Origin of the sequence: Thermoactinomyces sp. CICC 23799 (genome assembly GCF_016055145.1) — a bacterium.
Taxonomy (GTDB): Bacteria; Bacillota; Bacilli; order Thermoactinomycetales; family Thermoactinomycetaceae; genus Thermoactinomyces; species Thermoactinomyces intermedius.
The window spans coordinates 13,177-26,018 of sequence record NZ_JAECVV010000006.1; the positions used below are offsets into that span (position 1 = coordinate 13,177).

The 12,842-nt window shown below is 51.9% G+C and carries 10 protein-coding genes and 1 pseudogene; 5 read left to right on the forward strand and 6 right to left on the reverse strand.

The features are described from left to right. Positions 1-4: 4 nt before the first annotated feature. From I8U21_RS09060 to I8U21_RS09080, 5 genes are all read right to left on the reverse strand, one after another. Positions 5-787, reverse strand: a complete 783-nt coding sequence (locus tag I8U21_RS09060) for an ABC transporter permease subunit (RefSeq protein ID WP_049719881.1) — start codon at positions 785-787, stop codon at positions 5-7. After that, positions 784-1,929 (reverse strand): FMNH2-dependent alkanesulfonate monooxygenase, encoded by a 1,146-nt coding sequence (ssuD, locus tag I8U21_RS09065; protein WP_198053785.1) that lies wholly within the window; start codon positions 1,927-1,929, stop codon positions 784-786. Before ssuD ends, I8U21_RS09060 begins: the two co-directional genes overlap by 4 nt. Before the next feature lie 18 nt (positions 1,930-1,947). Beyond that, on the reverse strand, positions 1,948-2,892 hold the full coding sequence (locus tag I8U21_RS09070) for a sulfonate ABC transporter substrate-binding protein (protein WP_198053786.1): 945 nt from the start codon (positions 2,890-2,892) through the stop codon (positions 1,948-1,950). Between the two features lie 93 nt (positions 2,893-2,985). Continuing rightward, a complete protein-coding gene (locus I8U21_RS09075; protein WP_037993776.1) occupies positions 2,986-3,183 on the reverse strand; it encodes a YezD family protein in 198 nt (65 codons plus the stop codon). 8 nt (positions 3,184-3,191) lie between these two features. Next, a complete protein-coding gene (locus tag I8U21_RS09080; protein WP_037993578.1) occupies positions 3,192-3,617 on the reverse strand; it encodes an RrF2 family transcriptional regulator in 426 nt (141 codons plus the stop codon). Between the two features lie 332 nt (positions 3,618-3,949). Here I8U21_RS09080 and I8U21_RS09085 point away from each other — a divergent pair, with 332 nt between their 5' ends. The 4 genes and pseudogenes from I8U21_RS09085 to I8U21_RS09100 all read left to right on the forward strand — a co-directional run bounded on the left by I8U21_RS09085 (position 3,950) and on the right by I8U21_RS09100 (position 10,239). After that, the gene (locus I8U21_RS09085; RefSeq protein ID WP_198053787.1) at positions 3,950-5,659 is read left to right on the forward strand and encodes a sigma-54-dependent Fis family transcriptional regulator; all 1,710 of its coding nucleotides are present in this window, start codon (positions 3,950-3,952) and stop codon (positions 5,657-5,659) included. Between the two features lie 201 nt (positions 5,660-5,860). Then, positions 5,861-7,465, forward strand: coding sequence for a long-chain fatty acid--CoA ligase (locus I8U21_RS09090; RefSeq protein ID WP_232337602.1), 1,605 nt, complete (start codon positions 5,861-5,863; stop codon positions 7,463-7,465). Between the two features lie 31 nt (positions 7,466-7,496). Then, a complete protein-coding gene (locus tag I8U21_RS09095) occupies positions 7,497-9,050 on the forward strand; it encodes a fatty acid--CoA ligase (RefSeq protein WP_198053788.1) in 1,554 nt (517 codons plus the stop codon). Positions 9,051-9,085: 35 nt separating this feature from the next. Next, a pseudogene (locus tag I8U21_RS09100) lies at positions 9,086-10,239 on the forward strand (thiolase family protein). Between the two features lie 51 nt (positions 10,240-10,290). On the opposite strand, the gene I8U21_RS09105 reads toward I8U21_RS09100, so the two are convergent. Next, a complete protein-coding gene (locus tag I8U21_RS09105) occupies positions 10,291-11,763 on the reverse strand; it encodes a LuxR C-terminal-related transcriptional regulator (protein WP_198053789.1) in 1,473 nt (490 codons plus the stop codon). Positions 11,764-11,939: 176 nt separating this feature from the next. On the opposite strand from I8U21_RS09105, the gene I8U21_RS09110 reads away from it, so the two are divergent. Next, the gene (locus I8U21_RS09110; protein ID WP_037993567.1) at positions 11,940-12,836 is read left to right on the forward strand and encodes a R2-like ligand-binding oxidase; all 897 of its coding nucleotides are present in this window, start codon (positions 11,940-11,942) and stop codon (positions 12,834-12,836) included. Positions 12,837-12,842: the final 6 nt, after the last annotated feature.

The window sequence follows — 12,842 nt, forward strand, 5'->3', positions numbered from 1 at the left end:
ATGGTTATTGGGTTTCCCGCCACTTCAGGCAACGGTTCTCCAACATTTTCGCCAAAAGGTCTGCCGCTTTTCCGAGCAGAGCATAGAGCAGAATGCTTAACACCACGACATCCATTTGCATAAATTCCCGGGCATTCATGGCCATGTAGCCGATGCCGGAATCAAAGGAGATGGTTTCGGCCACGATCAGGGTCAGCCACATGATTCCCAGGGCATAGCGGAGCCCGATGAGGATGGAAGGCAACGCATTGGGCAAAAGAATGTGCCAGAAAAAATACCCGGGGGTGAGTTGATAGATTTTGCCCACTTCAATCAATCCGGGATCAATGTGGCGGATGCCGTGAAACGTGTTTAAATAGACGGGGAAGAAGACCCCGAGGGCAACCAGAAATAATTTGGATTCTTCCCCGATGCCAAACCACATGATGGCAAGCGGAATCAAAGCGAGATGAGGAATGTTGCGCAACATTTGCACCGTGGAATCCAGAAGCTTTTCAGCCACCCGGGAGATTCCGTTTAAAAATCCCAGCAGCAGCCCGATTCCGCCGCCGATACCCAATCCCAAAAGAGCGCGGACCGTGCTGTCGGCAATGTGCTGCAGCAATTCCCCGGACCGGGTTAAGCGGACAGCCGCTTCAATCACCGTGAGGGGTGCCGGCAAGGTCCGGTCGGAAATCCAGCCGATGCTGCTGAATAGTTGCCAGAGCACAATCAGCAGGGCCGGAACCAGCCAAGACAGGAGAAAGTGAAATTTGCGTGCATGAGGCCTGATGGTTTTGGTGTTCATTTCACCTCTCCTTTCTTTTGCGGAAGATGATGATTGGCCACAATTTCCCCGAACGGGCTCACGGCGTGCGGCCGGGAGTAAAGAGAACCGGCCGGAAGGGACAGTTCCGGGAACAGCCATTCCGCAACCCGGTAGGCCTCTTCCAGATGGGGGTAGCCGGACAAAATAAAGGTTTCGATTCCCAAATCGGCGTATTCCCGGATCCTCTTGGCAACCGTTTGCGGGTCCCCGACCAGCGCTGTGCCGGCGCCGCCCCGGACCAGTCCGATTCCGGCCCACAAATTGGGGCTGATTTCCAAATTGGATTTTTTGCCATGATGAAGCCGGGTCATGCGTTGTTGGCCGACGGAATCAAAGCGGGAAAAAATACGTTGGGCATTGCGGATGGCCTTTTCATCCAAATGGCGGATCATTTCTTCGGCCGCTTTCCACGCCTCTTTTTCGGTTTCGCGGATGATGACATGCAAGCGAATGCCAAACGTTACGGTTCTTCCTTGTTGAGCGGCAAGCTTGCGGACTTGCTCAATTTTGGAAGCAACTTGGGACGGGGGTTCTCCCCATGTGAGATAAACATCCGCGTGTTTTGCGGCCACTTGCATTCCCGCAGCAGAGGAGCCGCCGAAATACAAAGGCGGATGCGGATTTTGAACCGGGGGAAACAGCAGGCTTCCGCCTTTGATATGGAGATGGCGCCCGTGAAAATCCACTTTTTCCCCTTGCATGATCCGGCGAAAGACCGTTAAAAATTCGTCGGTCAATTCATAGCGGGTGTCATGGTCGAGATGAATGCCGTCCCCGGCCAGTTCCACCGGATCCCCACCAGTGACGACATTTAAGAGCAACCGTCCGTTGGACAAACGGTCAAAAGTGGCGGCCATGCGCGCAGAAGCTGAAGGGGAAATGATGCCCGGACGAACCGCGACCAAAAATTTCATCCGTTTGGTGACCGAAAGCAGAGAGGACGCCACAATCCATGCATCCTCACAGGATCGTCCGGTGGGGACGAGCGCCCCGCTGAATCCGAGATGATCCACGGCTTGAGCCACTTGGAGCAAATAAGGATACTCGGTGGCGCGCCCTCCGATCGATGTTCCCAAATAACGTCCGTCTCCATGGGTCGGGAGAAACCAAAAAAGTTTCATCAATCTCATCCTTCCATTTTATTTAGGTGACCAAATCACATCGCGGACTTGGACGGATTGGGGGATCAGGCCGGTTTCATGGAAAGCCCGGGCAATTTGTTGCTGGTCCTGAACAATGTCCGGGCTGACGGGTTCAATCCCGTATTTCGCCCGCCGGATGGCGATATCGACCGGCTTCAAGTCCATCCCGATTTGTTCGGCGAGCAATTTGGCGGTTTGATCGGGGTTTTGGTTAAACCATTCGGCTGATTTTTGCAATTCATCCAAAAGGATTTGGATCTTGTCCGGATTCTCTTGTGCAAAGTCTTTGGACGAGAAATAGTAGGAGCGGTTGGATGTGTATCCCTTTGCGTCCGTGAGGATCCGGACATTCAAATCCGTCTGGGCATCGGCAAAATAAGGATCCCAAATGACCCATGCATCCACGCTTTTTCTGATAAAAGCCGCTTTGGCATCCGCTGGCGGCAAATAGACCGGCCGGATATCCGAATACGAAAGCCCGGCTTTTTCCAATACTTTAAGCAACAGATAGTGAACATTGGATCCCTTGTTCAAAGCGATTTTCTTCCCTTTCAATTGCCCGATGTCATGAATGGGTGAGTCATGATGGACGACAATCGCTTCAGCCTCGGGCCGCGGCTTTCCGGCTCCGATATACACCAGCGGGGTGCCCGCCGCTTGCGCAAAGATGGGAGGGGTGTTTCCCGTCTCCCCGATGTCAATGCTTCCGGCATGAAGGGCTTCCAGAAGTTGGGGTCCGGTCGGGAATTGGACCCACTTTACCCGGACCCCTTGGGATTCGAAGCGTTTTTCCAAGGATCCGCGGGCTTTCAAGATGCTTAAAACCCCGAATTTTTGATAACCGATCCGGATTTCGTTTTTATTTGCTTCACCGGGACGGCAACCGGCGGTCAGAAAGAGTAATGTGATGAGTAGAGCAACAGGAATCAATCGCAGACGCATGAAACGTTTCACCTCTTGCTTAAAAAATGAAAAAAAGCCCCGACATCCCTGAGTCCAAACAGGGTGTGGGGCCTCCAGTTTTCTGGTCGGCTGTTAAACGCTTTTTTGGTTGTGATTTGCCCGGTCCGGGGAGGGACGGGATTTTTTCAAGGAGAAACGGTGTTTTTCCGTGCGGTCGATCTGCACAATGTTGGAATCATGGACTGTGATGACGACGGTCCCGTATTCGAGCCCTTCCAATGATTTTTGAATGCGCAGCATTTGTTCATCCGAAACAGCAGACGGTCTCATCTTGGTTTTCACGCCCCTTTGACATTCGGAATTTGACCTTCCAGCAAGTCTTTTAAAGTGGTCTGTTCCAAACACCGGGCAACGGTGTCCCGGATGAAGGCCCATAAAGGTTTCAACAAACAACCTTCCTCCAGTGGACAGGGATCATAAGCGGTCACGCTGACACATCCCATGGGGGCCAATGGCCCTTCCAGCTGCCGGATCACTTCTCCAATGATGATTTGCTCGGGCGGTTTATGCAAAAAATAACCGCCCCGGACTCCCCGCTTGCTCTGGACATAACCAAGGTTTTTCAGCTGAAGCAGGATCTGTTCCAGATAATTGAGAGGCACCCGGGTTTTTTCGGAAATTTCGGCACCGGGGATGACCGCGGGATGCTGTGCGAGAAGAATGAGGGTGCGCAAGGCGTATTCGCCACGGGTTGAAACTTTCATTGTTCAATCCCCTTTGCAGCTGAAAACAAGCCAAAGAATTCTTGACAATCTTGAGTGAATTTGTCGACTATTCGGCAAAGGCATGGAAATGGGTGAAACAATCCATTTTTGAAAGAATTGTTCGTCTTATTATATTCTTTTGAAATTAATGTATTACAAATCTTGATCCGGGTCAATTGTTATTTTCATAATTTCTCATCGATTTACTATGATTTTATTTTCTGTGATCCGGACAAAATTCATTTTATGAAGCAGATCAGCCGATTTCACAGCCTGGAGCGGTTTTTTGTTAAAATGAAATTAGTATTTTCTGAATTTACCGGGAGGAGAGTATGATTCGACTGCAGGAAATCTTAAAGAAGGTGGATGTTTTTCTTTATCCGGAGGATAGCGTGTTGGATGCTGCCGAAAAATTGCTCTGTTCCCCATCAGAGGCCATCCCCGTGGTGGATCCCCGCGGAACCTTCCTGGGCGCCGTCACCCGGGACCATTTGCTGCAAATGGTTTTGCGAAAGCTGCCGCTTCATGCCCCGATCCAAGATCATTTTCCGCAGGATGACTCGTTTGCTGTTTCCAATCCCGCTTGGGAAGAAATCTTGGAAAAAATGGTTCACAGTCAGGTGGAAACGGTTTTTGTGTTGAACCGGGAAGGACAAGTCACCGGTTCGCTTTCCCGGTCGGACCTTCTCAGGAGGGCGTTTTCCTGGTGCCGGATGATGGAGAGGATCCTGGAACAAGGAAGTGACGGCTGGTTTTTGGTGAATGAAGAGGAGAAAATGGTTTTTGCCAACCAAAGCCTGCTCGAACTCATGGCTTGTTCCGGGGAAGAATGGCTGGGAAAACCGATCGGCCAAATGCTTCCCGGATTGAAGCTGACAAACACGATGAAAACGGGAAAGGAGGAGGTGTCCGGATGGTTGGAAGCCAACGGCATCCGGTATCTGGTTCACTGTTACCCGGTTTTTGAAAGCGGGAAGGTGGCGGGGATGGCCGGGAAAGTGATATACCGGCATTGGAATCAAATCAAAAAGCGGTTGGAACAGCTGGACGAGGGGCAAAACGCGGAAACCGGAAGAAAGTGGCAGGCCAATCCGTCCCTTTTTACTTGGAAACAGGTGATTGGAAGCGATCCGGAAGTGAAGCGGTTAAAGCGGTGTGCCCGAAAAGCGGCGGCCGGGGATTCAACCATCCTGATCCGCGGGGAAAGCGGAACCGGGAAAGAGCTGGTGGCCCATGCCATTCATGGTGACAGTCCGCGCAGAAACGGACCGTTTGTCACCGTCAACTGTGCAGCCGTTCCCGAACATTTAATGGAAGCGGAATTTTTCGGATACGATGAGGGGGCATTTACCGGAGCCGGAAAGAAAGGAAAGCCCGGAAAATTGGAATTGGCGGATGGCGGCACGTTGTTTTTGGATGAAATTGGCGACATGTCCTTGAAACTGCAAGCCAAACTGCTTCGGGTGCTGGAGGAAAAATCATTTTACCGGGTCGGCGGCACCAGACGGATTGAAACCGATGTACGGATCATCGCCGCGACCAATCAAAGCCTGGAAGAGATGATCCGAAAGGGAACGTTCCGGGAGGATCTTTTTTACCGGTTGAACGTCATTGCACTACACATCCCGCCGCTAAGGAAACGGAAGCAGGATATTTTGCCGTTGTGCCGGCACTTTGTCAAAGAACTGAATCAAAAGCTGATGACCGCCATCACCGGAATCGATCCCGAAGCAGAACAAATTTTGTTGAATTATCATTGGCCCGGCAATGTCCGTGAATTAAAAAACACTTTGGAACGGGCGATGATTTTTGCCGGGCACGGTTGCATCCGGTGGCAGGATCTCCCCTCTCCCCTGCGGGACCTGAAAAAAACCGCATGCCAAAAGGAGGATGGTTTGCTGAAACAAGCAGAAAAAAATGCAATTTGCCAGGCGCTTTTGGAGACGGGAGGCAATAAAGTGAAAGCGGCCCGTTTGTTGGGAATCAGCCGCTCCGTCTTATACGAAAAATTAAAAAAATACCAACTGCCGAATGCGTTTTGAACGAACGGGCCCGGGGGAACCATCCTGCTGTCCGGAAACCGGACACCGACCTTTGACAAGTGTCCGGTTTTTCGGAATCATCCCGTTTCGGGAGAAAGGGAGTAAAGGATTTTCCGGCCCTTTTTTCCGCACACCGTTGGCATTGGATTTGCTTATTGTTTGGATGATGGATTACAAGGAATCTGGGGGGGATTTTAAGGAATGCGTGCCACCATGATGAATTTTCCGCTGACGCTTTCGCATTTATTGGAAAGGGCCAATGATTTGTATGGTTCTGTTGAAATCGTCTCCCGAATGCCGGACCGATCATTGCATCGATATACTTACGCGGATTTTTACCGGCGTGCCCGGATGTTGGCCGGGGCATTGGAAAAAGCCGGCTTGAAAAAAGGGGATCGTGTGGCCACTTTGATGTGGAATCATTATGTTCATTTGGAAGCGTACCTTGGCGTTCCGGTTGCCGGCGGGGTTTTGCACACGCTGAATTTGCGCCTTCATCCCACGGAAGTTGCTTATATCATCCGGCATGCGAGGGACCGGTTTCTGATCGTCGATGATATCCTCTTGCCCCTTCTGGAAAAATTTCGGGATCAAATTGACGTGGAAAAAATCATTGTTGTCCCGCTCACCGGCCAACCGGTTCCTTCTTTCGGTGAAGATTACGAACAGTTCCTCGGGAGCGCCGGCGACACCTTTTCTTATGCCGGGCTGGACGAAAATGACGCCGCGGTGATGTGCTATACTTCCGGAACGACCGGAAAGCCGAAAGGCGTGGTTTATTCCCACCGGGCTTTGGTGCTGCATTCCTTTATGTTGGGGCTCAAAGACGGGTTGGGGATTTCAAGTGAGGATGCCGGGATGCCCATTGTTCCCATGTTTCATGTCAATGCCTGGGGGCTTCCTTTTGTTTCGGTGATGTTGGGCGCCAAGCAAGTTTTTCCCGGTCCGTTCCTGGATGCCGAAAACCTTCTGGACTTGATGGAAAAAGAAAGAGTGACTTTTGCGGCCGGGGTTCCCACCATTTGGTTTGATGTGTTGAACAAGCTGGACGAAAAGCCGGACCGGTGGGATCTGGATCCGGATCTCAAGCTTTTGATCGGAGGGGCTGCCCCGCCTGAATCGTTGATCCGGGGATTGGAACGGCATCGCCTGCAGGCGGTGCACGGATGGGGAATGACCGAGACCACGCCGGTGGCAACTGTATCCCATTTGAAGCCCCATTTAAAAGAAAGGCCTGCCGAGGAGCAATTGGCATACAAATTGAAACAGGGAACTCCTGTTCCGTTTGTCGAGATCCGGGTGATGGACGGGGACCGGGAAGTTCCTTGGGATGGGAAAACGATGGGAGAGCTCCAAATCCGGGGGCCTTGGGTGACGGCCGGTTATTATAACCGTCCGGATGCCAAAGAGGTGTTGACAGACGATGGCTGGTTTCAAACCGGGGATGTTGCAACGATTGATCCGGAAGGTTACATGAAGATTACCGACCGGACGAAAGATCTGATTAAATCCGGGGGAGAGTGGATCAGTTCGGTGGATTTGGAAAATGAACTGATGGCCCATCCTTCGGTCAAGGAAGCCGCGGTGATTGCCATGCCGCATCCCAAATGGCAGGAGCGCCCGCTGGCGGTCGTCGTGCTGAAAGAAGGAAAAAAAGCCGGCAAAGAGGAATTGCGTGCGTTTTTGGCTTCGAAGTTCAGCAAATGGTGGCTGCCGGATGAGTTTGTTTTCACGGACTCTATTCCGCGCACTTCGGCAGGGAAATTTTCCAAAATGGAATTGCGGAAGAAATATATCAAAGGTTGATTCACTTTTTTAAAGGGGGTCCGCTTCGTTCATGTACCCAACCATCGGGAAGATCCTGGAGCAAACGGTTCAAAAGTATCCGGAAAAGGAAGCGCTGTTTGATGCGGAGAAGAACCGGCGCTGGACTTACCGGATGTGGGACCGGGAAGTGAACCGGCTGGCCCGGGCTTTCTTGGCAGCCGGGGTGAAAAAGGGGGACCGGGTTTCCACATACCTATACAACTCCGTGGAGTTGGCCACTGCTTTTTTTGCCTGCGCCAAAATCGGCGCGGTCTTCAACCCGGTCAATTTCCGTTTGACGGCCGAAGAAGTGGCTTATATTTTGCATGATGCCGAACCCAAAATCGTTTTATTTGAAAAAGAGCTGGAAAGTCATATCGCAAAGATTCACGGGAGATTCCCCCGGATCTCGTTTTGGATGACGGACGGGGACCCTCCTTGTTATGCGGAAAGCTACCAAAAACGGATCCGGATGGCTCCGGATACCCGGCCGGAAGCGGAGGTGTCGGAAGAGGACCTTTGCGGCATCATGTACACCAGCGGGACCACCGGCCGGCCCAAAGGCGTGATGCACCGGCACCGCGACATGATTGAGCAAAGTCTGATCATTTTGGCGATGATGCGTTTGACCCCGAAAGACCGGGGGCTGGTGACCGCTCCCATGTTTCACTGTGCCGAACTGCATTGTGCGTTTTTGCCGAGAGTGCATATCGGAGCCGGCCAGGTGATCATGCGCCAATTTGATCCGAAACGGGTTTTAAAACTGGTGCAGGAGGAGAAGGTCACCGTTTTCTTTGCCGCTCCCACCATGTGGAACATGTTGTTGCAGGAAGATTTGTCCCGGTACCGTTTGTCGTCGTTGCGGCTGGGATTCTATGGCGGGGCTCCCATGGCTCCGGCATTGATTCTACGTTGCCGGGAGAAGCTCGGCATCGGTTTGGTTCAAGCCTACGGAATGACGGAAATGGGGCCGGCGGTCACCTTCTTGTTGGAAGTGGAACAGATCACCAAAGCCGGTTCCGCCGGAAAGCCTTGTTTAAACCATGAAGTCCGGGTGGTGCGTGTGAAGGAAGGAGTGCCGTCGGATCCGGAGGACGTGCTCAAACCCGGTGAGACCGGGGAGATTCTCGTCCGGGGATCTTGCATGATGAAAGGATATTACCGGAAAGAAGAGGAGACCGGCAAAGCGCTGCATCAAGGGTGGTATCATACAGGGGATCTGGGTTATCTGGACGAAGACGGATATTTGTGGGTGGCCGACCGTTTGGATGATATGATTATCAGTGGCGGGGAAAATATTTATCCGCGGGAAGTGGAGGACGTGCTGTATGAGCATCCCGGGGTGTTGGATGTGGCGGTGTTGGGGGAACCGGATGAAACTTGGGGGGAGCGGGTGGTGGCGTATGTCGTTAAAAAAGATCCGGGGGTGACGGCGGATGAACTGGAACGGTTTTGCTGGCAAAGCGAAAAACTGGCCCGTTACAAACGGCCGAGAGAATACCGGTTTGTCAAGCAGCTTCCCCGCAACGCCAGCGGGAAAATTCAGAAGTTTCTTTTGCGAAACCAACACAAAAACCAAGCCTGATGAAACGTGAAAAAAGAACAAAGGAGAGATAGACCATGCGGGAGGCAGTTATCATCGAAGCAGTTCGTACGCCGATTGGGCGGCGGAACGGCACTTTAAGCGGAATCCGCCCGGACGATTTGGCGGCCATGGTGTTGAAAGAGGTGGTCCGGCGGGCCGGAATCCCTCCGGAACTGGTGGAAGATGTGTTGATGGGGTGTGTGACGCAAACCGGCGAACAAGCAAGAGATATCGGGAGATTGGCCGCATTGATCGCCGGATTTCCGGTGGAAGTGCCCGGGGTCACCATCGACCGGCAATGCGGTTCCAGCCAGCAAGCCGTCCATTTTGCGGCCCAGGCGATTTTGAGCGGGGATATGGATGTGGTCGTGGCGGCTGGCGTGGAAAGCATGTCCCGCGTGCCGATGTCTTCCAATTTTCAAGGCGCCGTCTTCAGTGAAAAGCTTACTTCCCGGTATAGATGATCCATCAGGGCATTTCGGCGGAGCGCATTGCCGACAAATGGGGGTTTTCGCGGGAGCAGCTGGACGAATTTTCCCTCCGCAGCCATGAAAAAGCGGTACAAGCACGCAAAGAAGGGCGTTTCAAGCAAGAGATCATGCCGGTTGCCGTCCGGTTGCCCGACGGAAGCGAACAGGTGATTGATCAGGACGAAGGGCCGCGGGAAGACACTTCCATGGAAAAACTGGCCGCTTTGTCTCCTTCCTTTGTGGAGAACGGAAAAATTCATGCCGGCAACTCCAGCCAAATCAGTGACGGCGCGGCGGCTATTTTGTTGATGTCCCGCGAAAAAGCGGAACAGCTGGGGTTAAAGCCCCGCTTTCGCATCTTGTCCCGTGTGGTGACCGGGTCCGATCCGACCCTGATGCTGACCGGACCCATTCCTGCAACGGAAAAGGTGCTGAAAAAAGCGGGATTGCAATTGGAAGAGATCGATCTTTTTGAAGTGAATGAAGCCTTTGCGCCGGTGCCGCTTGCTTGGCTTTGTGAAACGGGCGCTGATCCGGAAAAGCTGAATCCCAACGGCGGGGCGATTGCACTTGGACATCCGCTTGGAGCTTCGGGAGCCCGGTTGATGACGACCCTGGTGCATGAATTGGAACGAAGCGGCGGCCGGTACGGACTGCAAACCATGTGCGAGGGATACGGCATGGCCAATGCAACCATTATTGAAAGGCTGGATGAATAAAAGGGTGAATATGAGAAAAGGACGGTTGAACCCGCAGCTCAACCGTCCTTTTTATTTGATCAACCGTTGGCGCAGGGCTTTGGCAACCGCTTCGGCCCGGTTTTTGGCGTGCAACTTTTTAAAGACCGACCGGATATATTCGTTTACGGTGTGTTCGCTGATTTTCAGTCTGGCGGCGATCTGTTTGGTGCTTAATCCGTTGGCGCTGAACCGGAGAATTTGTTTTTCCCGGTGGGTGAGCGGGGAGGAGAGTTGAAGGGGAGACGCGTTGGCATAAAGTTTGGTGCGTAAATTCCGGGACACGCGGGTCAACAGGGAGCGGATGATTTCGATGGTGGTTTGTGAAACGTCAAATTGTTGTCCGTTCTGGTCCAACAAAAGCACGCCGGTGACATGATGGTGTTCTTCATATAAAGGAGCGACCAAAAGGGAAGTCAAACGGAAATGCCGGATGTGATGTTTTGGCAGCAGATGGTGTACCTGCCGGAAATACACGGGGCGTTTGACATCGAACAATTTGGAAATCCCGGGCACATTTTGTTCGGACTCATGAATCCGTTGGATTTCTTCCAATGGCACATTATACGAGCAGATGCCTTCCACCTTTTTTAATAAGGGATAGTACCAAAAAAAGGCGCTGCGTTGAAAGCCGGTCAGGCGGCAGATTTGTTTCATGCTGGTGAGCAAGGTTTCCTTGACGCCGCTGGTGGAAAGCAACGTGTCATCAAATTCCAGAATCGCTTCATATTGCCGGAGGGTGTCATATAACGGGCCGCTGGTATATTGTCGGGAAAACCGCAGGGCGTGCCGGATCCAACCCGCAATTTCCCGGGCATAAGACCGGGACAAAGCATTTTTGCTGCCCGAAATGGCCAGTGAGAGATGTTGGTTGACGGGTTCGGTGAATCCCCGGTCTTTTCCCTGGAGGATGCGGCGGACAAATAAAGTTTGTCTGTCCGTGGGGTATGCCGCAACCCAACGGTTGTTCCGCGGGTGGTGAACGGCCAGGTCCAGGACTTTTCCTTCGGAAGTGAGCACCGCTATTTTGTTCCACCGGACATCCGGCCGGATTTTTAATCCTTGCAGCAGTTCAACCAATGGGGAATAAGACCGGATGCGGGGAGAATCGAAAGCGCGGAGTGTCAAAAACGGCCATTGCATCAGGGCCAGGTTGATGTTCATGCACAGTGTGTGGATCTTGTGAAAGGCCTGTTGGACAAACGAAGAATCTTGCGATTCCATGACGAATTCCATGAGGATTTGTTCCAGGGATCCGACGGCAAAAAACCAATGGTTCGGATCAGCGACCGGCGTTTCATCCATCATCCATTGTTGCAACCGGCTCATCAAAGCGCTTTCGTCGGAAAGTGCGAGATCCAGGTGATCAAGCAGGAAAGAGAAAAGACGGGACAGAGCGGCTTTTTCTTCATCCGGGGCATTCCACTTGGATAATTTCAAATGCCAACGTGCCAAACCTTCCGGATATCTGCCGGAGATCAGATCGAGCAGTTGCTCTTTTTTCATGGCCAACCCCCTAAAAACCTTGGTTTTAGGGGTATTATAACCCAGAATATCAGGGATTGTCCAAATATTTCAAATAAAATAACATTTAATTGAAATGGTTGGATGCGATAAGGAGGGGCGCGAAGGCTTGTTGTAAGCGGTGACATCTTGTTTGACTCATTGAGGGGGGATCGATCATGCGGGAACTGAAAACAACCGGTGAAAAGGGATTGGATCATTCGCTTTTGCCCATGCGGTTATACCACAAAGCGAAGAAGCTGGGGGTGTGGGATCCGAAAGACATTGATTTTACCCAAGATAAGGAAACATGGCAAACTTTCACGGATGAAGAAAAAGAAGCGAGTCTGCGCTTGGGGGCGATGTTTCAGGCGGGGGAAGAAGCAGTAACCCGGGATTTGCTTCCGCTCATCCGGGTGATTTCCATGGAAGGGCGTTTGGAAGAGGAATTGTATTTGACGACATTTCTGTTTGAAGAAGCGAAACATACCGAGGTATTCCGGAGGTTTTTGGATGAAGTGGTCGGCGGGGCCGGGGATTTGACGATTTATCATCAGAGCCACTTTAAGAAAATTTTTTACGAGTACCTGCCGCAGGCGATGGAACGTCTGATTGATGATCCGTCACCGGAAGCGCAGGCGGAAGCTTCGGTTACTTATAACATGGTGGTGGAAGGAATCCTGGCCGAATCCGGTTATCATGCATTTTATACCGCTCTCCAGGGACAACTGGCCATGCCCGGGATGTTTGAAGCCGTTACGAATTTGAAACGAGACGAAGCCCGGCATATCAGTTACGGGAGCTATCTTTTGCAGCGGCTCATTTCAGAGCATGATCACATATGGGATGTGGTTGTCAAACGGATGGAGTTGCTGCTTCCGCATGCAATTGGTGTGGTGGATGAAATCTTCGGCACGATGGATCCGTTTCCGTTTGATCTCAAAAAAGATGACATTGTTGCTTTTGCAATGAAACAGTTTCAAACACGCATGGAAGTGCTCCGGCGGGCGCGCGGAAAAACGCCGGATGAAATTTATTCCATCAGCGAAAAAGATGTCGGCTTGACGGATGAATAATTTTGC

Excerpts from the sequence above, each read along its gene's own strand:
- I8U21_RS09085 (WP_198053787.1), top strand. The coding sequence starts at position 3,950 with ATGATTCGACTGCAGGAAATCTTAAAGAAGGTGGATGTTTTTCTTTAT.
- I8U21_RS09070 (WP_198053786.1), bottom strand. The coding sequence starts at position 2,892 with ATGCGTCTGCGATTGATTCCTGTTGCTCTACTCATCACATTACTCTTT.
- I8U21_RS09080 (WP_037993578.1), bottom strand. The coding sequence starts at position 3,617 with ATGAAAGTTTCAACCCGTGGCGAATACGCCTTGCGCACCCTCATTCTT.
- ssuD (WP_198053785.1), bottom strand. The coding sequence starts at position 1,929 with ATGAAACTTTTTTGGTTTCTCCCGACCCATGGAGACGGACGTTATTTG.
- I8U21_RS09060 (WP_049719881.1), bottom strand. The coding sequence starts at position 787 with ATGAACACCAAAACCATCAGGCCTCATGCACGCAAATTTCACTTTCTC.
- I8U21_RS09105 (WP_198053789.1), bottom strand. The coding sequence starts at position 11,763 with ATGAAAAAAGAGCAACTGCTCGATCTGATCTCCGGCAGATATCCGGAA.
- I8U21_RS09095 (WP_198053788.1), top strand. The coding sequence starts at position 7,497 with ATGTACCCAACCATCGGGAAGATCCTGGAGCAAACGGTTCAAAAGTAT.
- I8U21_RS09110 (WP_037993567.1), top strand. The coding sequence starts at position 11,940 with ATGCGGGAACTGAAAACAACCGGTGAAAAGGGATTGGATCATTCGCTT.
- I8U21_RS09090 (WP_232337602.1), top strand. The coding sequence starts at position 5,861 with ATGCGTGCCACCATGATGAATTTTCCGCTGACGCTTTCGCATTTATTG.
- I8U21_RS09075 (WP_037993776.1), bottom strand. The coding sequence starts at position 3,183 with ATGAGACCGTCTGCTGTTTCGGATGAACAAATGCTGCGCATTCAAAAA.